13 protein-coding genes are annotated in these 18,090 nt (G+C 59.0%); 4 read left to right on the plus strand and 9 right to left on the minus strand.

The window, feature by feature from the left end; all coding sequences use genetic code 11:
• Nucleotides 1–50: 50 nt before the first annotated feature.
• The gene (locus tag ACSQ87_RS07320) at nt 51–650 is read right to left on the minus strand and encodes a short chain dehydrogenase (RefSeq protein ID WP_223432946.1); all 600 of its coding nucleotides are present in this window, start codon (nt 648–650) and stop codon (nt 51–53) included.
• A 105-nt stretch (nt 651–755) separates the two neighbouring features.
• Between ACSQ87_RS07320 and ACSQ87_RS07325 the strand changes: the two genes are divergently transcribed.
• Complete coding sequence (locus tag ACSQ87_RS07325) at nt 756–1,664, plus strand: LysR family transcriptional regulator (RefSeq protein WP_223432945.1); 909 nt, start codon at nt 756–758, stop codon at nt 1,662–1,664.
• 185 nt (nt 1,665–1,849) lie between these two features.
• Here the strand turns inward: ACSQ87_RS07325 and ACSQ87_RS07330 are convergent, their stop codons facing one another.
• From ACSQ87_RS07330 to ACSQ87_RS07350, 5 genes are all read right to left on the minus strand, one after another.
• Entirely contained in the window at nt 1,850–2,551 is a 702-nt protein-coding gene (locus ACSQ87_RS07330) for an ABC transporter ATP-binding protein (RefSeq protein ID WP_046046223.1), read from the minus strand.
• Complete coding sequence (gene livG, locus ACSQ87_RS07335; protein WP_223432944.1) at nt 2,552–3,319, minus strand: high-affinity branched-chain amino acid ABC transporter ATP-binding protein LivG; 768 nt, start codon at nt 3,317–3,319, stop codon at nt 2,552–2,554. It lies immediately after the preceding gene.
• A complete protein-coding gene (locus tag ACSQ87_RS07340; RefSeq protein ID WP_223432943.1) occupies nt 3,316–4,572 on the minus strand; it encodes a high-affinity branched-chain amino acid ABC transporter permease LivM in 1,257 nt (418 codons plus the stop codon). Before ACSQ87_RS07340 ends, livG begins: the two co-directional genes overlap by 4 nt.
• Entirely contained in the window at nt 4,569–5,492 is a 924-nt protein-coding gene (gene livH, locus ACSQ87_RS07345) for a high-affinity branched-chain amino acid ABC transporter permease LivH (RefSeq protein WP_046046220.1), read from the minus strand. Before livH ends, ACSQ87_RS07340 begins: the two co-directional genes overlap by 4 nt.
• Nucleotides 5,493–5,724: 232 nt before the next feature.
• Complete coding sequence (locus tag ACSQ87_RS07350; RefSeq protein WP_150654892.1) at nt 5,725–6,852, minus strand: branched-chain amino acid ABC transporter substrate-binding protein; 1,128 nt, start codon at nt 6,850–6,852, stop codon at nt 5,725–5,727.
• 338 nt (nt 6,853–7,190) lie between these two features.
• Between ACSQ87_RS07350 and ACSQ87_RS07355 the strand changes: the two genes are divergently transcribed.
• On the plus strand, nt 7,191–7,496 hold the full coding sequence (locus ACSQ87_RS07355) for a DUF2288 domain-containing protein (RefSeq protein WP_223432942.1): 306 nt from the start codon (nt 7,191–7,193) through the stop codon (nt 7,494–7,496).
• Nucleotides 7,497–7,797: 301 nt separating this feature from the next.
• On the opposite strand, the gene ACSQ87_RS07360 is transcribed toward ACSQ87_RS07355, so the two are convergent.
• A complete protein-coding gene (locus ACSQ87_RS07360; protein WP_223433143.1) occupies nt 7,798–9,993 on the minus strand; it encodes a hypothetical protein in 2,196 nt (731 codons plus the stop codon).
• Between the two features lie 198 nt (nt 9,994–10,191).
• Here ACSQ87_RS07360 and ACSQ87_RS07365 point away from each other — a divergent pair, with 198 nt between their 5' ends.
• On the plus strand, nt 10,192–11,088 hold the full coding sequence (locus tag ACSQ87_RS07365) for an NAD(P)-dependent oxidoreductase (RefSeq protein ID WP_223433144.1): 897 nt from the start codon (nt 10,192–10,194) through the stop codon (nt 11,086–11,088).
• On the opposite strand, the gene ACSQ87_RS07370 is transcribed toward ACSQ87_RS07365, so the two are convergent.
• Nucleotides 10,979–13,261: a putative bifunctional diguanylate cyclase/phosphodiesterase gene (locus ACSQ87_RS07370; RefSeq protein ID WP_223433145.1), complete on the minus strand. Its 2,283-nt coding sequence runs from the start codon at nt 13,259–13,261 to the stop codon at nt 10,979–10,981. The two genes, ACSQ87_RS07365 and ACSQ87_RS07370, sit on opposite strands and share 110 nt — an antisense overlap.
• A gap of 288 nt (nt 13,262–13,549) precedes the next feature.
• Between ACSQ87_RS07370 and ACSQ87_RS07375 the strand changes: the two genes are divergently transcribed.
• The gene (locus tag ACSQ87_RS07375; RefSeq protein ID WP_223433146.1) at nt 13,550–14,899 is read left to right on the plus strand and encodes a spinster family MFS transporter; all 1,350 of its coding nucleotides are present in this window, start codon (nt 13,550–13,552) and stop codon (nt 14,897–14,899) included.
• A gap of 195 nt (nt 14,900–15,094) precedes the next feature.
• Here ACSQ87_RS07375 and rapA read toward each other — a convergent pair whose 3' ends face one another.
• Entirely contained in the window at nt 15,095–17,941 is a 2,847-nt protein-coding gene (rapA, locus tag ACSQ87_RS07380) for an RNA polymerase-associated protein RapA (RefSeq protein ID WP_223433147.1), read from the minus strand.
• Nucleotides 17,942–18,090: the final 149 nt, after the last annotated feature.

Consider the following 18,090-nt stretch of genomic DNA (forward strand, 5'->3'; position numbering starts at 1 on the left):
TCCAGACAAGTGTCGCCACGTTACTCAGCCTGACCGTTCATCACAAGGGTTTAGCCCACGTGAAAGGTCTGACCTGTTTGCAGGCCTTCCACGCTTTTGGCGTAGGCCAATGCCACATCCGCTGCCGGAACCGGTTTGTAGCCGCGGAAGTACGGCGCGTAGCTGCCCATGGCTTCGACCAGTACGTTCGGGCTCACCGAATTGACGCGCAGACCGCGAGGCAGTTCGATCGCTGCGGCACGGACGAAGCTGTCAAGGGCACCGTTGACCAGCGCTGCCGAGGCGCCGCTGCGAATCGGGTCGTGGCTGAGCACGCCAGTGGTGAAGGTGAACGAGGCGCCATCATTGGCGAACTCGCGGCCGATCAGCAGCAAATTGACCTGGCCCATTAACTTGTCTTTCAGGCCCAGCGCGAAGCTTTCTTCGGTCATTTCATCGAGGGGGGCGAAGGTTACGTTGCCGGCGGCGCAGACCAGTGCATCGAACTTGCCGGTTTTCTCGAACAGCTTGCGAATCGATGCGCTGTCGCTGATATCCACATGGAAATCACCGCTGTTGCGGCCGATACGGATGATCTCGTGACGCTCGGACAGCTCTTTGTCGACCGCCGAACCGATGGTGCCGCCTGCGCCTATCAAAAGAATTTTCATTGTGCTGTTCCTCGAAGTGGTTAAACGAGGTTGAAGTCTAGTGTGGTTTTTTCCATTGATAAGCGCGCTAATAGGCAACCTTTGGTTTTCAAATGGAAACAATCCATGAGCGAAATGGATGATCTGGCGGCGTTCGCGGTGTTGATCGAAGCGGGGAGTTTCACCTTGGCGGCGCAGCAATTGGGCTGTAGCAAGGGCCAATTGTCCAAGCGCATCAGCCTGCTGGAAACACGGTTTTCCGTGGTCCTGCTGCAACGCACCACCCGGCGCTTGAGTTTGACGGCAGCGGGTGCGGCGCTGTTGCCGCAAGCCCAGGCGCTCGTAGTCCAGGTCGAGAGGGCGCGTCAGGCATTGGCGCGGCTGAAGGACGACATGGCCGGCCCGGTGCGTATGACGGTTCCGGTATCGCTGGGGGAAACCTTCTTCGATGGCTTGTTGCTGGAGTTTTCCGGCAAGTACCCCGAGGTGCAGATCGAGCTGGACCTGAGCAACAACTACCGTGATTTGTCCCGCGACGGGTTTGATCTGGCGGTTCGCTCCGAAGTGGGCAATGACGAGCGCCTGGTGGCTCGACCGCTTTTAGCCTGGCACGAAATGACCTGCGCCAGCCCGGCCTACCTTGAGCAATACGGCGAACCGTTGACGCCTCAAGCACTCGCTGAACACCGCTGCCTGCTCAACAGTCATTACAGCGGTCGCGAAGAGTGGCTCTATCACCAGCAACACGAGTTGTTGCGGGTGCGAGTCTCGGGACCGTTCGCCAGCAACCACTACAGCCTGCTGAAGAAAGCGGCACTGGCCGGCGCCGGCATTGCGCGGTTGCCGTCCTACTTGTTGCAAACGGAATTGGCTGACGGGCGATTGCGATGGCTCTTGCGTGACTATCAGACCCGCCGCATGCCTATGTACCTGGTTCACCCGTATCAGGGCGGTTTGCCGAAACGTACGCAAGTGCTGGCGGATTATCTGATTGGCTGGTTCAAGCGCAGCGGTGAAGCGCTGGATCGGCTTTAGCTCATCACACCGAACCTGTGGGAGCGGGCTTGCTCGCGAAGGCGGAGTATCAGTCGACATGAATGCTGAATGGCACTCCGCGTTCGCGAGCAAGCCCGCTCCCACAGGGGATCTTCAGTGATTTCGGGTTTGGGGGCAGACATAAAAAAACGGCCCAAAGGCCGTTTTTTGTTTACCGCAAAGACTCAACCACCCAAGTACGCTTCACGTACTTTCGGATCAGTCAGCAGCGCTTCCCCAGTGCCTGTCATCACCACCCGGCCGTTCTCCAGAACGTACGCACGGTCAGCAATTTTCAGCGCCTGGTTGGCGTTCTGCTCCACCAGGAACACCGTCACACCATCCTTTCGCAGCTGTTCGATGATGTCGAAGATCTGCTGGATGATGATCGGTGCCAGGCCCAACGAAGGTTCGTCGAGCAGCAGCAACTTGGGCTTGCTCATCAGCGCACGGCCGATGGCGAGCATTTGCTGTTCGCCGCCGGACATGGTGCCGCCGCGTTGGGCGAAGCGTTCTTTCAGGCGTGGGAAAAGTCCGAGAACCTTGTCCATCTGTTCCTGATAATCGCCCTTGTCGGTGAAGAATCCGCCCATGGCGAGGTTTTCTTCCACGGTCAGGCGGGCAAACACCCGACGACCTTCCGGAACCACGGCGATGCTCTTGCGCATGATCTGCGCCGAGGTCTGCCCCACGAGCTCTTCACCCATGTACTTGATGCTGCCGCTGTGGGCTTGCGGCGAACCGCAAAGCGTCATCAGCAAGGTGGATTTGCCCGCGCCGTTGGCACCGATCAAGGTGACGATTTCGCCCTGACGGATTTCCACGTTGACGCTGTGCAGGGCCTGGATCTTGCCGTAGAAGGTGGAAACGTTTTCGAATTGCAGCATTTACGCTTCCCCCAGGTAGGCTTTGATCACTTCGGGATTGTCGCGGATCTGTTCCGGTGTGCCGTCGGCCAGAGGCGTGCCCTGGTTGATCACGACGATGTGGTCGGAAATGCTCATGACCAGTTTCATGTCGTGTTCGATCAGCAGCACGGTGACGTTGTGCTCTTCACGCAGCATGCTGATCAGCGCCTTCAGGTCTTCGGTTTCCTTCGGGTTCAGGCCGGCGGCCGGTTCGTCGAGCATGAGGATCCGCGGACGGGTCATCATGCAGCGAGCGATTTCCAGACGACGTTGCTGACCGTAGGCAAGGGTGCCGGCCGGACGGTTGGCGAACGCCTTGAGGTTGACCTTGTCCAGCCAGAACTCGGCGAACTCCATGGCCTCGCGCTCGCTCTTGCGGAACGCCGGGGTCTTGAACAGACCGGCCAGGAAGTTGGTGTTCAGGTGACGGTGCTGGGCGATCAAGAGGTTCTCGACCGCCGTCATGTCCTTGAACAACCGCACGTTCTGAAAGGTGCGCACCACGCCTTTGAGGGCAATCTTGTGGCCGGGCAGGCCTTCGATCGGCTCGCCATCCAGCAGGATGCTGCCACCACTCGGCTGGTAGAAACCGGTCAGGCAGTTGAACACGGTGGTCTTGCCGGCGCCGTTGGGGCCGATCAATGCCACGACCTGTTTTTCCTTCACGCTCAGGGCTACGCCGTTGACCGCCAGCAAACCGCCGAAGCGCATGCTCAGATTTTCGACTTTAAGGATCTCGCGGCTCATTTGCGCAGCTCCATGTGAGGACGTTGCATGGGCAGCAGTCCTTGAGGACGCCAGATCATCATCAGCACCATCAAGGCGCCGAACATCAACATGCGGTATTCACTGAACTCACGCATCATTTCCGGCAACAGGATCATCACCGTGGCGGCGAGTACGACGCCCAGTTGCGAGCCCATGCCACCCAGCACCACGATGGCGAGGATGGTCGCCGACTCGATGAAGGTGAACGACTCCGGTGTCACCAGGCCCTGACGCGCGGCGAAGAAGCTGCCGGCGAAACCGGCGAAGCAGGCACCGAGGGTGAAGGCCGAGAGCTTGATGACTGTAGGATTGAGACCCAACGCACGGCAGGCGATTTCGTCTTCACGCAACGCTTCCCAGGCACGGCCCAGCGGCATGCGCAGCAAGCGGTTGATCACGAACAGGGCAAACAGCGCCAGCAACAGCGCAACCAGGTAAAGGAAGATCACCTTGTTGATCGAGTTGTATTCCAGGCCGAAGTACTCGTGGAACGTCTGCAGGCCTTCAGCGGCTTTACGTTCGAAGGTCAGGCCGAAGAACGTTGGTTTCTCGATGTTGCTGATGCCGTTCGGACCACCCGTGAGGCCGGTCAGGTTACGCAGGAACAGACGGATGATTTCACCGAAGCCCAGCGTCACGATCGCCAGATAGTCACCGCGCAGACGCAGGACCGGGAAGCCGAGCAGGAAGCCGAAGGTGGCCGCCATCATCCCGGCGATTGGCAGGCAGATCCAGAAGCTCAGACCGTAGTAGTGCGACAGCAGCGCATAGCTGTAGGCGCCGACGGCATAGAAGCCGACGTAACCGAGGTCGAGCAGACCGGCCAGACCGACCACGATGTTCAGGCCCAGGCCGAGCATCACGTAGATCAGCACCAGCGTGGCGATATCCACCGCACCGCGGGAGCCGAAGAACGGCCAGACCAGCGCACCGATGATCAACGCGATGATGATCCAGCGCTGAGTGGTCGGCAGGGTCAGGAAAGTACTGGCCTTGGCCGGGATCACCGGCATGTTCGGCGAGGATTTCCAGGCCGAGCTGATCTGCTGATCGAACAACACCCGCAGGAACATCAGCACCGAGCACACGGCGATGGTGATCAGCGTTGCGTTGCTGGTGCCATGGACTTCGAGGTTGATGCCGACAATGGTCAGTTTCAGACCGAGTACCGGGTAGGCAACGGCCCACACCAGCAAGGCGCTGAACAACGCCTGTTTAAGATTCCTAGTCATACTTTTTCAACCTCCGGACGGCCCAACAGGCCGGTTGGCCGGAACAACAACACCAGAACCAATAAGCCGAACGCCACGACGTCCTTGTACTGGTCGCCGAAGATATCGGCACCAAAGGCTTCCGCCACCCCAAGCACGATCCCGCCGAGCATCGCTCCGGGGATGCTGCCGATACCGCCCAGTACCGCTGCGGTGAAGGCCTTGAGACCGACCAGGAAGCCGGCGTTCGGGTTGATCACGCCGTATTGCATGCTCAGCAACACAGCCGCGATGGCTGCCAGTGCGGCACCGATGACGAAGGTCAGGGCGATGATGTTGTTGGTGTTGATACCCAAGAGGTTGGCCATCTTGATGTCTTCGGCACAGGCGCGGCAGGCGCGACCCAGGCGAGAGCGGGAGATGAACAGCGTCAGGCCGAGCATGGCGACAAAGGTCACCACGAACACCACGATTTGCATGTAGGAAATCAGCACTTCTTGTGCGCCACCTGGCCCGATGGAGAAGTTACCGGGGATCAGGTTGGGGATGGATTTGTCCTTGGAGTCTTGCGCCAGCAGAACCGTGTTCTGCAGGAAGATCGACATGCCGATGGCGGAAATCAGCGGGATCAGACGGTTGCTGCCGCGCAAAGGGCGGTAGGCGATCCGTTCGATGCTGTAACCGTAGGCACTGGTCACGACAATGGTCGCGAGAAAAGCGGCGGTCATCAACAGTGGAACACTGTCGAGTCCCATCATGGACAGGCCCGCAATGGCGATGAACGCCACGTAAGAGCCAATCATGTACACCTCGCCGTGGGCGAAGTTGATCATTCCAATGATGCCGTAAACCATCGTATAGCCGATGGCGATCAGGGCATACGTGCTGCCAATGGTCAGACCATTAACCAGCTGTTGGAAAAAGTGATAGATGTCAGGCATTACAGCGCTCCTAAAAACCTGATACGCATTTCACTGGTGGAGTCATTTTCCCGCTCGAGCCCCGTGGATCTGCATCCACTTCGAACGCGAGGTTTGCCAGCGAACCGCTGATGACGGTTTTGAGATTTTCAGGTGGGGAGACTGGCGGATCACGCCAGCGCGGCCCAATACGTTCGTAAAACAAAGCCCACGGCACGCCGTGGGCTTTATTGGCAGTCAGTCAGGCAACGCCTTACTGAGGCTTGGCTTCAGTTTTTGGTTTGCCGAAGTGCCACTCGTAAACCACAAATTTGAAGTCTTTCAGGTCGCCCTTGGCGTCGAAGCTCAGGTCGCCAGTCGGAGTCTTGAAGGTGCCTGCGTGGATGGCTTCAGCCACTTTGGCAGCGTCTTCGCTCTTGGCAGCCTTGATGCCGTCGGCAATCACGGTCACAGCCGAGTAGGCCGGGAACACGAATGGACCGCTCGGGTCTTCTTTCTTGGCTTTGAACGCATCAGCCAGGGCGACGTTGGCCGGATCCTGGTCGAAGGATTTCGGCAGGGTTACCAGCAGACCTTCGGAAGCGTCTTTGGCGATCTGCGAAATGGAGTCGTTACCCACGCCTTCCGGACCCATGAACTTGGCTTTCAGGCCTTTTTCCTGGGCTTGACGCAGGATCAGACCCAGCTCCGGGTGGTAGCCGCCGTAGTAGACGAAGTCGACGTTGGCTTGCTTGAGCTTGGAGATCATCGAAGAGAAGTCTTTGTCGCCGGCGTTGATGCCTTCGAACACGGCAACCTTGACGTTTTTGCCTTCCAGGGTTTTCTTCACGGCGGTGGCGATGCCTTCACCGTATTGCTGTTTGTCGTGCAGAACAGCAACGATTTTCGGTTTTACGAAGTCAGCAATGTAGTTACCGGCGGCAGGGCCCTGGGCGCTGTCCAGACCGATGGTGCGGAACACCATTTTGTAACCACGGGAGGTGATGTCCGGGCTGGTGGCAGCCGGGGTGATCATGATCACGCCTTCGTCTTCGTAAATGTCCGAAGCCGGTTGGGTGGAGCTGGAGCACAGGTGACCGACCACGAACTTGACGCCGTCGTTGACGACTTTGTTCGCGACCGCTACCGCTTGTTTTGGATCACAGGCGTCATCGTATTCAACGGCTTCGAGTTTCTTGCCGTCTACGCCGCCTTTGGCGTTGATCTGTTCGATGGCCATTTTGGCGCCACTGAACTGCATGTCGCCGTATTGGGCTACAGGGCCGGTTTTAGGGCCGGCGATGCCGATCTTGATGGTGTCAGCTGCGAACGAATGGCTGGCAACCCCGGCCAGAACCATAGCGGCAAACAGTTTGGAAATCTGCTTAGTAGCCTTAGTCATAGTGCTCCACTCTTACTGTTGTAGTTTTTATAGTCCTGGCGCCGTAGCAGCAGAACCGGGTCAGATATCTTCGATATCCTCCGGAAAATGCCCCCGGCAACTGTACCGGTACAGTGTAGAGCGCCAATTGTTAGCCTGGGAAGCTGGCGCCAGGGGGCAAAATCAGAGGGTGTCGCTTTTTTGAAAGAAAAAGACAGAATGGCGGCGGGGGTTATAGCTGAAATATCAGCAATCCTTGGCTTTCCTGCTGTTTTCAATCGGTAACTCAATTGCATCCGGGTTTTTCTGCCAGTCCACCAACGTTATGATGACGTCGATTTCTTTTCCGGACAGGACCCATGACTCAAGAACCTAGCACCCTCTATGCCAAGCTGCTTGGTGAAACCGCATCTATTACCTGGAAGGAGCTGGAGCCGTTCTTCGCCAAGGGTGCCCTATTGTGGGTCGACCCCGGTCTGGATTTGATTGCTGCAGCGGAGGCAGTCGCGACCGATGAAGGCAAGAAAGTGGCTGCCTGGCTGGCCGCCGACAAGGTCGCCAAGCTGTCTGAAACGCGGGCGCTGGATCTTTTCGAACGCGATCCGGAGCTGTGGGCAGTGGTCGTTTCGCCGTGGATTCTGATCCAGGAAAGGGCGACGAGCTGAGGATGCGCGCCAAATTGGTGCGTAGCTTTGGCGGCAAAAAGTGTGTAGGTGAGTAGCGTGATGGCACGTTGCCGTGGAGAAAGGCCACGTACAGGGCCAGCATCACGGTAACGTAAACGTAACGGGCACAGTTTATCGAGCAGCCGAAGGGCTGCTTAATTGTTTCTGTATGTTGGAAAGGCTGAAATCTTCAGTGGGTGTGAGGGCCCCATCGCGAGCAGGCTCACTCCTACAAGGGAACGCATTCCATATGTAGGAGTGAGCCTGCTCGCGATTGGTGCGACGCGGTGCTGAGCCGGTCTCAGGCAGTCTTGCCGGTATGGTTGTTCAGCGAAATAACCTTGGTCTTGCCAATCCGGTGACGATAAATCTCGCGCAAGTACTTGATCGCCTTCTTCACGCAATCCCGAGACAGACGAATGTCATTGATCGAGACGAACTTGTCTTTGTCGTTGATCAGCTCGCGGTACTTCTTCTCGTACATCGGTTTGATCGCGTACCAGTTGGTGTCGAGGATCTTCGCCGGGTTCTCGAACTCATTCAGCAGTTCGTCGATCCGGTCCTCGTCGAACTCTTCATTAATGATGAAGTCCAGGATCGAGTTATCCAGGGTCTCGTCAAAGCGGTACGGGTTTTTCGCGAAGCAACGCTTGATGAAGGCCACGATCAGCGTCAGGAAGTCGTCCGACAGGCACGGGCTCTTGGCGATCAGGGTGGTCAGCGACAGGTTGGCCGAGGCGCCGATGACCAGCGCATAACGCTTGAGCGTGGTGTTCGGGAACAGGCTGTTGAGGTGGGTCTTCAGCCGGTTCAGGTCCATGTAGGACAGCTTGTAGTCCTTCGGCAACGAAACAATCGACACCACCGACGAGCAGTTCTTGAAGAAGTGCAGGTCGTGCAAGGCGGCCGCGTCATACCCCGAATTCTTGTACTGCTCCAGCGAGGCGCGATAGCGCTTGGATTCGATCGGCAACAGGCTGATGCCTTCGATCGCCTGGGTCACTTTGTTGAAGTGCGGCAAGTCGATGGAGCGGAAGAACAGGTCGTCGATGTTCAGGCGCTGCGGTTCTTTCTCGAACACCTTGAACTTGTCGCTGCTCGGCGGCGGGGTTTCCGGCACCACGGACTCTGCGTAGGCAATGGCTACGGGGCCGGCCAGACTCATGAACAGGTCGTTGGCGTCGAGGCGAATGGTTTCGCCAATGTCGATGCCGGCGCGACGGAAATAGTTCTGGTCGTAGTCGGTGGTCACCGCCTGCGCCGTCAGAATGTTGAAGATCTGCTGTGAGATGTATTGGTTAGCGTGCTTTTCCATCGCGTTGACGTCGATGTTCTGGATGTTGCCGTCATCGCTTTCTTCGGCGTAACGCATGATGTCGTTGGAGATCAGCATCATGGCGTTCCATGGGCGAATACGGCCCATGACACTGGCTTCGCTGCTGTCTTCGTTGGCGAAGTTGTAAGAGAAATCCCACTCTTCCGACAGGTATTTGCACAGCAGGCGACCGGCATTGATGTGCAGCGCCTCGGACATTTCGCTGCGGTGATCGGAGATGTTCGGCAACACGCAGATGCCGCTGGTGAAGATCGGCTCGAAGACGAAGGAATGACCGCTTTTTCCGTCGTGCTCGTCCATCGGCTTGGTGTCGAACGTCTTGTTCATGTACGAGTGCTGTTGGGCCAGGCCGAATTCCGAGGCCATGCCCGAGCCGGTACCGCCGCCGGCACTGAAGATCGAGAAGTACAGGCGCGACTGGTTGGCCTTGATCCCGCAGCTGTCGATCAGGTACGAGTGAATCATCTTCCAGTCAGGGCTGGAGAAACGCTGGGTGTCCTTGTTCAGGATGATCTTGGCCAGGTACTGACCAAGGATCGGCGCGTTACCGGCGCCACCGGCGTGGACTTCCGACAAGTCCATGATTTTCATTTTGCTGTAGTCGCGCAGGAAACCGCTTTTTTCGCCCTTGCGCGAGAAACGGATGCGGCCGGCGATGTCTTTGTCCAAGTCGCCGAGCATGACCAGCGGTTCTACCAGGAACACCGGTTTGGTGGCCTTGTTCGGCCCCAGACGCAGGTTGTTGCGAATCCACTGTGCCGGGCTGTAGCCCTTTTCGGCGAAGCGCTTGTCCGGCGACAGGCGATCTTCGTTATTGAATTCATTGAGGTAGAACTTGCGGGCGTTGTACACCAGCTCGGCAACGTCCAGCGCGATGTTCGAACCACAGCGGCCCAGGCCGATCAGGCACACCGACGGGAATTCCTGATCGCTGTGATGTTCACTGTCGCCTTCCAGATGCGGTGGGCGCGGGAACACCATGTCGCGCAGGCCGTCGAGATTATCGAGGATGCGATCGGTATTGGTTTCGGTGAAGTACAGGTATTGCTGAGTCGATAACGGGCGCGATGGCGTCAATGGCTTCGACGGTGCGGGGCTGTTTGCCGCGGGGCTCAACGTCAGATCGGATATCGCAGGGGCCGGATTGTTTTTAGAAGTCATTGTGCGCCATGTACCTGGGCTGGTTGGTTGAGCGACACGATGTCGTCGAACCATCACGGATGGGATCTCGCGTCTTTTTTTCAGCGCGTATTTGGCCCAAGCGTCAGGGCCTTGGCCTGAGCATCACTCGGGGGAATCCTTTCCTAAGTCATGATGAATCGGCCAATATTCGCCAATCTTTAATCAAAAGGAGGCCAGATGATGGCAGCGTTACCTTCACTCGGATTTGCCGGGGTCGGCCTGATGGGCTTGCCGATGTGTCAGCGCTTGTTGGCAGCGGGTTATCCGCTGACGGTGTGGAACCGCAATCCAGCCAAGTGCGCGCCGCTGGTAGAGGCCGGCGCCCGACAAGTTGCCACGCCAGCTGAGCTGTGCCAGCACGCCGACGTAGTGATGTTGTGCTTGGCGGATACGTCGGTGGTGCGTGAGGTGGTGTTTGGCGCGGCAGGGATCGCGCAAGGTGCGAAAAGCGGTCAACTGCTGGTGGATTTTTCCAGCCTGGAACCTACCGCGACGCGGGAAATGGCGACAGCGCTGGTCAGCCAAACCGGCATGAGCTGGCTGGATGCACCTGTGTCCGGCGGAGTGGTCGGCGCCGAGGCCGGTAGCCTGGCGATCATGGTGGGCGGTGAAACGGCGGATCTTGAGCGCGTCAGGCCTGTGCTGTTGAGCCTCGGCCAGCGCGTGACCCACATGGGCGCCGTCGGAGCGGGGCAAGTGACCAAGGCTTGTAATCAGATGATCGTGGCCTGTAACGCGCTGGTGATCGCCGAAGTGGTGGCGTTGGCCGAACGTTCCGGGGTGCAGGCCAGTCTGATCGCCGAGGCTCTGGCAGGCGGGTTTGCCGATTCAAAACCCTTGCAGATCCTGGGTCCGCAAATGGCCGAAAGCCGTTTCGAACCGGTGAAATGGCATGTGCGCACGCTGCTCAAGGACCTCGATACCGCGGTGAAGTTTTCCCGTGAGCAAGGCTCGGCCACGCCGATCAGTGGACTGGCCGCACAATTGATGCGACTGCATGGGAGCCAGGGATTCCTGGAAAAAGATCCGTCGACGCTAGTGCAGTTGTACCGCGAGCCAGACTCAACGGGCTGACAGTGTGCGGGTGCTTGCGCTGGTTGATTTCGCTCAGAACGGGACGCAATTGCGCCAGCGGTACCGGACGACTGAGCAGGTAGCCCTGCACGAAGTCGCAGCCGTTACGCGCCAGAAACTCGTATTGCTCAAGGGTTTCGACGCCTTCGGTCACCACCTGCAAATGCAGCGTGTGGGCCATGACGATGATCGCTTGAACTATTTCCATGTCCTGGGTGGCCTTGGGAATGTCCTGGATGAACGAGCGGTCGATCTTCAGCGTGTTGAGTGGCAGCCGTTTGAGGTAGGCCAGAGAGGAATAACCGGTGCCGAAGTCGTCAATCGACAGCGAAACGCCGAGGGCGCGAATCTGGCGCAGCAACACCGCCGTGTTGGCGATGTTGCCCATCAACGCGTTCTCGGTCACTTCCAGTTCCAGCCGTTGCGGCGCCACTCCGGCACGCCGCAGTGCGTGTTCGATTTCATCGGCCAATTCTTCGCGCGCCAGGTTCAGGGGCGAGCAGTTCACGGCGATGTGGAGTTCTTCGCAACCCTGACGCGATAACTCGCCCAGATCCTCACAGGCTTTGCGCAGGACCCAGTGGTCCAGTTCGGCGATTAGGCCGTTGGCCTCGGCGATGGCAATGAACCGGTCCGGTGCCAGCAGTCCGTGAACCGGATGTTGCCAGCGGATCAGCGCTTCAAGCTTGCTGACTTGGCCGGTTTTCAGGTCGTAGATCGGTTGGTAATAGAGCATCAGCCCGGTGTTTTCGCGCAGGGCGTGGCGCAGTTCTTCTTCCAGCTGCAGTTCCAGCGTTGCGCGGGTTTTCAGGTCTTCGCTGAAGAAATTCAGGCCATTGCGCCCGGTGTCCTTGGACTGATACAGCGCCAGGTCAGCGTTTTTCAGCAACTCTTCACAGGTCTTGCCATCTTCCGGAAACAAGCTGATGCCGATACTGGTGGTCATGACCATGCGTCGCCCGGACAGCTCGATGGGCTCCTGCATTTTCAGCATGATGCGTTGGGCCATGTACCGCGCTTCTTCACGATCGTGCAAGCCGATGAGGATGCAGAATTCGTCACCGCCGAAACGCGCCACGACGTCTTCGTGGCTGCGCACCGAGCCCTTGATGTGGCTGGCCAATACTTTTAGCAATTCGTCGCCGGCATCATGGCCGAGGCTGTCGTTGATCCGCTTGAAATGGTCGATGTCCAGGAACAACACCGCCAGCATGCCGCCTTCGTTGGTTTTCTCCATGAGCTTCTCGGCGAAGATCTGGTTGAAGCCACGGCGGTTGATCAGGTTGGTCAGGGGGTCATAGTGCGCCACTTGTTGTAACGACATCCTCGCCTGGTCCAGTTGACTGAGCAGGGCGTTGACCCGTTGCAGGTCGCGCTCCTTGTTTTGCAGCTTCTTGTCCGCCAGCGCCGCGCTGATACTGCTGCCGATGATCAGCAGCGTCATGACCGCCACCGTCAGACCCAGTTGCAGATGATTGTTTTCGCCGGGTAGCGGCTGAAGGCTGTCGGCGGGCAGCACCAGATTGAGCGCTGCCATGCCGGTGAAGTGCATGCTGACGATACCGGCCCCGAGTACCAGGCTGGCGATGTATTTGAGCAGTTGATGGAACAGACCGGTGCCGTCGCGCAGATGACTTGATATCAGCAGGGCTGCAAGGCTGGCACCGATGGCGATCGCAATGGAGAGGGCGAACAGCGTGGGTTGGTAATAGGCCATTGCACTCGAACGCATGGCGCTCATGCCCACGTAATGCATGGTGGCGATGCCCAGACCGATGCAAATCGAAGCCTGGAGATATTGCCAAAAACTCAGGCGGGGATGACTGAGAGCATGCATGGCCAGCCACGAGGCGAGCAGGGCGATCAACAGAGAAAGGAGGGTGATGGGTAATTCATATTGAATGTCGATCGGCGCCTGAAACGCTAGCATGCCGATGAAGTGCATGGCCCAGATCCCGCCTGCCAGACAACTGGCGCCGACCCAGCGCCAGAGCCACTGCGAGGCGGGTTTTTCCACGTGACCGACCCGTTCGGCCATGTCCAATGTGGCAAAGCTGCCGACACAGGCGACCAAATAGGCCAGCAGTACCAGAAAAGGGTCATGTGTGCAGTTGAGTATTACCTGGCCGCTCGCCGGCAGCTCGGTAATGAAATGCAAACCAAGCCACTCCATAGCATGCCCCATTGTCATCCTGGCTGGCGCCATGAACGCTGGCGAATGCTTTGGAGTATAGAAGGCATGTTTAGAGTGCAAACGATAGTGGCACATCGGCCCTAACCATTTTGGAATGAGCGTTAGAGCGTTTGGAAATAAATGGTGTATCAGCTGCGACATCTTCCATGGGCGGATATCAGCTTTACAAATAATGACAGACAGCTCTGGCGGGCCTGACTAGATTGCAGGTTCCGGGCTCGGATGCGTTGGCAGTGAAGCCCCAATAACAATAAAAGAGACGGACCCATGCAGAACTCGACCCAAGCGGCGAATGCCTGGCGCATTCTGTTCCTGCTGTTCCTGGCCAACCTGTTCAACTTCTTCGACCGCACCATTCCAGCCATCATCATCGAACCGATCCGCATGGAATGGCACCTCAGCGACTTTCAGCTGGGGATCATCGGTACCGCATTCACCCTCGTTTATGCCATTGCCGGCCTGCCTCTGGGACGGATGGCCGATACCGGTTCACGCAGCAAATTGATGGGCTGGGGCCTGGCGGCGTGGAGCGGGCTGACAGCAGTCAACGGACTGGTGGGGAGTTTCTGGGCTTTCCTGATCGTGCGCATGGGCATCGGCATCGGTGAAGCCAGTTACGCACCGGCCGCCAACTCGCTGATCGGCGACCTGTTCCCGGCCCACCGCCGGGCGCGGGCGATGGGTATCTTCATGCTCGGCCTGCCGCTGGGGTTGCTGTTGGCGTTCTTCACCATCGGCGCCATGGTCAAGGCCTTCGACAGCTGGCGCGCGCCGTTCTTTATCGCGGCAGTGCCGGGGCTGATCCTGGCGATCTTCATGTTCTTCATCAAGGAACCTAAACGCGGCGCCGCAGAGAGTGTGCAAGTCTCGCAGGAGCGCGTAGACCGGCCAATCCGTCGGGTGCTGGCGGTGCCGACTTTCCTGTGGCTGGTGATGGCGGGGCTGTGCTTCAACTTTGCCACGTATGCCTGCAACTCGTTTCTGGTGCCGATGCTGCAGCGCTATTTCCTGATGCCGTTGCAGGAAGCGGCGGTGGCGACCGGGGTGATCGTCGGCGTGACCGGGTTGTTCGGCCTGACACTGGGCGGTTGGGTGGCGGACAAGATTCACCAGCGGGTGGCCAATGGGCGACTGCTGTTTGCCGCGTTCAGCTTGATCATCTCGACGGTGTGTACGGCTTGGGCGCTGCATTCCGGGCGGATCGAGATCGGCGTGTTTGTGGCGGTGTTCAGTGTGGGCTGGTTGTTTGCCTACAACTTTTACACCTGCGTTTACACCGCCATTCAGGACGTAGTCGAGCCGCGCTTGCGGGCTACGGCCATGGCGCTGTTCTTTGCCGGGTTGTATTTGCTGGGTGGTGGTTTGGGGCCGGTGGTGGTGGGCGCATTGTCCGACCACTTTGCGCATACGGCGATGCTCTCGGCCGGTGCTGAACAGATGACCGAGGCGTTCAAGGCTGTCGGCTTGCACGACGCGATGTATTTGATCCCGGTGGCGCTGTTTTTCACCATGGTGTTTCTGTTCCTGGCTTCGCGGTGTTTTGTGCGCGATGCCAAGCGGATGAAGGAAGGGTTGGTGGCGGTGGTTGAGCCACAGATTCCTGCGGTCACCGCATAAGAGGAGAGAGCGCAAAACCTGTGGCGAGGGAGCTTGCTCCCGTTCGGCTGCGAAGCAGTCGTGGCCTTAGATTTTAGGGCCGCTTCGCGCCCCAACGGGAGCAAGCTCCCTCGCCACATTGTTCTGTGTTGAATGTCATAAAAAAGGCCCGCATCGCTGCGGGCCTTTTGTTTTAGCGGGGCAGAGCAGGGGGAGTTAACCCGCCACCAACACCCGAATCGCTTCCAGTCGCAGCGCAGCCTTGTCGAGCATGGCCAGGCCTTGCTCGCGTTGCTTGCGCAGGGCAACCAGTTCGCTGTCACGCACGGTCGGGTTGACCGCTTGCAAGGCAGTCAGGCGCGCCAGTTCTTCGTCGGTGTCGGCGGCCAGACGACGCTGCGCCTCAGCCACGCGCTCGGCGTGACGCGGGAAGATTTTCTCTTCGCCGGCGTTGATCCGTGGCGTCAGCTGATCGCGCTGGGCCTGGATGAACTTGTTGGCGCTGGCACGCGGCACGCTTTCCAGCTGATCGTTAAGGGTTTCGAACGACACCCGGGCCGACAGGTCATTACCGTTGGCGTCGAGCAGGCAGCGCAGGGCGGCCGGCGGCAGGTAACGGCCCAATTGCAGCGAGCGCGGGGCAACCACTTCACTGACGTAGAGCAGTTCCAACAACACGGTGCCAGGTTTCAGCGCCTTGTTCTTGATCAGCGCCACGGCGGTGTTGCCCATGGAACCGGACAAGACCAGGTCCATGCCGCCTTGCACCATCGGGTGTTCCCAGGTGATGAACTGCATGTCTTCGCGAGACAGCGCCTGGTTGCGGTCGTACGTGATGGTCACGCCTTCGTCGTCGCCCAGCGGGAAGCTGGCGTCGAGCATTTTTTCGCTCGGCTTGAGGATCAGCGCGTTTTCCGAATGGTCTTCGCTGTCGATGCCGAAGGCGTCGAACAGGGTTTCCATGTAGATCGGCAGGGCGAACTGATCGTCTTGCTCGAGGATGTCCTCGACCAGCGCATCACCTTCGCCAGCGCCGCCGGAGTTGAGCTCCAGCAAGCGGTCGCGGCCAGTGTGCAACTCGGCTTCCAGGCGTTCGCGCTCGGCGCGGGCTTCGTCGATCAGCGCTTGCCACTCGCCGTCGTCGGCATTTTCCAGCAGCGGCAGCAGGCGCGGGCCGAACTGATGCTGCAAGGCGTTACCGGTCGGGCAGGTGTTGAGGAACGCATTCAGCGCTTCGTGGTACCACTGGAACAGGCGCTCTTGCGGGCTGGTTTCCAGGTACGGCACGTGCAGTTCGATGATGTGCTTCTGGCCAATCCGGTCCAGACGACCGATACGCTGCTCCAGCAGGTCCGGGTGCGACGGCAGATCGAACAGCACCAAGTGGTGCGAGAACTGGAAGTTACGACCTTCACTGCCGATTTCCGAGCAGATCAGCACTTGCGCGCCAAATTCTTCGTCGGCGAAGTAGGCTGCGGCGCGGTCACGCTCGAGGATGTTCATGCCTTCGTGGAAGACCGTGGCCGGGATGCCGGAACGCACGCGCAGTGCGTCTTCCAGGTCCATGGCGGTTTCAGCGTGAGCGCAGATCACCAGCACTTTGGTGCGCTTGAGCATCTTCAGCTGATCGATCAGCCACTCGACGCGCGGGTCGAATTTCCACCAGCGTTCTTCTTCGTTGGCGTCCGGCTGGGCCTGGAAGCTGACTTCCGGGTACAGCTCGGCGTGATCGCCCAATGGCAGTTCGAGGTATTCGTCCGGGCACGGCAGCGGGTACGGGTGCAGTTTGCGCTCCGGGAAACCTTGCACGGCGGCGCGGGTGTTGCGGAACAGCACGCGGCCGGTGCCGTGGCGGTCAAGCAGTTCACGGACCAGGCGGGCGCTGGCCTCGATGTCGCCATCGTTGACGGCGGCCAGCAGCGCTTCGCCTTCGTTGCCGAGGAAACCGTGGATGGTCTTGTGTGCTTCAGGCGACAGGCGTCCCTTGTCCAGCAGCTCCTGAACAGCTTCGGCCACCGGGCGATAGTTTTCGCTCTCGGCGCGGAAGGCGTGCAGGTCATGGAAACGGTTCGGATCGAGCAGGCGCAGACGCGCAAAGTGGCTGTCCTGACCCAGTTGTTCCGGGGTCGCGGTCAGCAGCAGGACGCCGGGAATGACTTCGGCCAGTTGCTCGACCAGCGAATACTCAGGGCTAGCCTTGTCTTCATGCCACACCAGGTGGTGCGCTTCGTCGACGACCATCAGGTCCCAACCGGCGGCGAACAGTGCGTCCTGGGCTTTCTCGTCTTCCACCAGCCACTCGAGTGCAACCAGCGCGAGCTGGGTGTCTTCGAACGGGTTGGCGGCATCGCTTTCGATGAAGCGTTCTTCGTCGAACAGCGCGACTTGCAGGTTGAAGCGGCGGCGCATCTCGACCAGCCACTGGTGCTGCAGGTTCTCCGGAACCAGGATCAGCACGCGGTTGGCGCGGCCCGAGAGCAGTTGGCGATGGATCACCAGACCGGCTTCGATGGTTTTGCCCAGGCCCACTTCGTCCGCCAGCAGAACTCGCGGTGCAATGCGGTCGGCGACTTCACGGGCGATGTGCAGCTGGTGCGCGATCGGTTGCGCACGCACGCCACCGAGGCCCCAAAGCGCGGACTGCAATTGGCGGCTGGTGTGTTCCAGGGTGTTGTATCGCAGGGAGAACCAGGCCAGCGGGTCGATCTGCCCGGCGAACAAACGATCGCTGGCCAGACGGAACTGAATGAAGTTCGACAGTTGGGTTTCCGGCAAGGTAACCACTTCGTTATGCCCGTTGAGGCCGTGGTAAACCAGCAGGCCGTCGACGTCGTCGACTTCTTGTACGGTCAGTTTCCAGCCTTCGAAGTGAGTGATCGAGTCACCCGGCGAAAACCGCACGCGGGTGAGGGGCGCATTCCGTAGCGCGTACTGGCGAGTCTCGCCAGTGGCCGGGTAGAGCACGGTCAACAAGCGGCCGTCCTGTGCCAGAACGGTGCCTAAACCCAGCTCGGCTTCGCTGTCACTGATCCAGCGTTGCCCCGGTTGATACTGCTGCGCCATGCTGCCTGACTCCCACCTTGAAAAAGCGGGCTATCTTAACGGAATGAGGGCTTCAGGGCCAAAGGACTCTCATAAAAACCCGAAGTCTTACGTTAGTACAGCGATGCAGCGCTTGCAGGTCGGGGCACCTATTCGTGCCAAACGGGTCA

It is taken from the genome of Pseudomonas sp. LjRoot277, assembly GCF_964253845.1.
Lineage (GTDB): Bacteria > Pseudomonadota > Gammaproteobacteria > Pseudomonadales > Pseudomonadaceae > Aquipseudomonas.

What these genes read in the sequence shown, in the direction of transcription:
- ACSQ87_RS07320 (WP_223432946.1), bottom strand. Translation starts at nt 650, where the DNA reads ATGAAAATTCTTTTGATAGGCGCAGGCGGCACCATCGGTTCGGCGGTC.
- ACSQ87_RS07325 (WP_223432945.1), top strand. Translation starts at nt 756, where the DNA reads ATGAGCGAAATGGATGATCTGGCGGCGTTCGCGGTGTTGATCGAAGCG.
- ACSQ87_RS07330 (WP_046046223.1), bottom strand. Translation starts at nt 2,551, where the DNA reads ATGCTGCAATTCGAAAACGTTTCCACCTTCTACGGCAAGATCCAGGCC.
- livG (WP_223432944.1), bottom strand. Translation starts at nt 3,319, where the DNA reads ATGAGCCGCGAGATCCTTAAAGTCGAAAATCTGAGCATGCGCTTCGGC.
- ACSQ87_RS07340 (WP_223432943.1), bottom strand. Translation starts at nt 4,572, where the DNA reads ATGACTAGGAATCTTAAACAGGCGTTGTTCAGCGCCTTGCTGGTGTGG.
- livH (WP_046046220.1), bottom strand. Translation starts at nt 5,492, where the DNA reads ATGCCTGACATCTATCACTTTTTCCAACAGCTGGTTAATGGTCTGACC.
- ACSQ87_RS07350 (WP_150654892.1), bottom strand. Translation starts at nt 6,852, where the DNA reads ATGACTAAGGCTACTAAGCAGATTTCCAAACTGTTTGCCGCTATGGTT.
- ACSQ87_RS07355 (WP_223432942.1), top strand. Translation starts at nt 7,191, where the DNA reads ATGACTCAAGAACCTAGCACCCTCTATGCCAAGCTGCTTGGTGAAACC.
- ACSQ87_RS07360 (WP_223433143.1), bottom strand. Translation starts at nt 9,993, where the DNA reads ATGACTTCTAAAAACAATCCGGCCCCTGCGATATCCGATCTGACGTTG.
- ACSQ87_RS07365 (WP_223433144.1), top strand. Translation starts at nt 10,192, where the DNA reads ATGATGGCAGCGTTACCTTCACTCGGATTTGCCGGGGTCGGCCTGATG.
- ACSQ87_RS07370 (WP_223433145.1), bottom strand. Translation starts at nt 13,261, where the DNA reads ATGGAGTGGCTTGGTTTGCATTTCATTACCGAGCTGCCGGCGAGCGGC.
- ACSQ87_RS07375 (WP_223433146.1), top strand. Translation starts at nt 13,550, where the DNA reads ATGCAGAACTCGACCCAAGCGGCGAATGCCTGGCGCATTCTGTTCCTG.
- rapA (WP_223433147.1), bottom strand. Translation starts at nt 17,941, where the DNA reads ATGGCGCAGCAGTATCAACCGGGGCAACGCTGGATCAGTGACAGCGAA.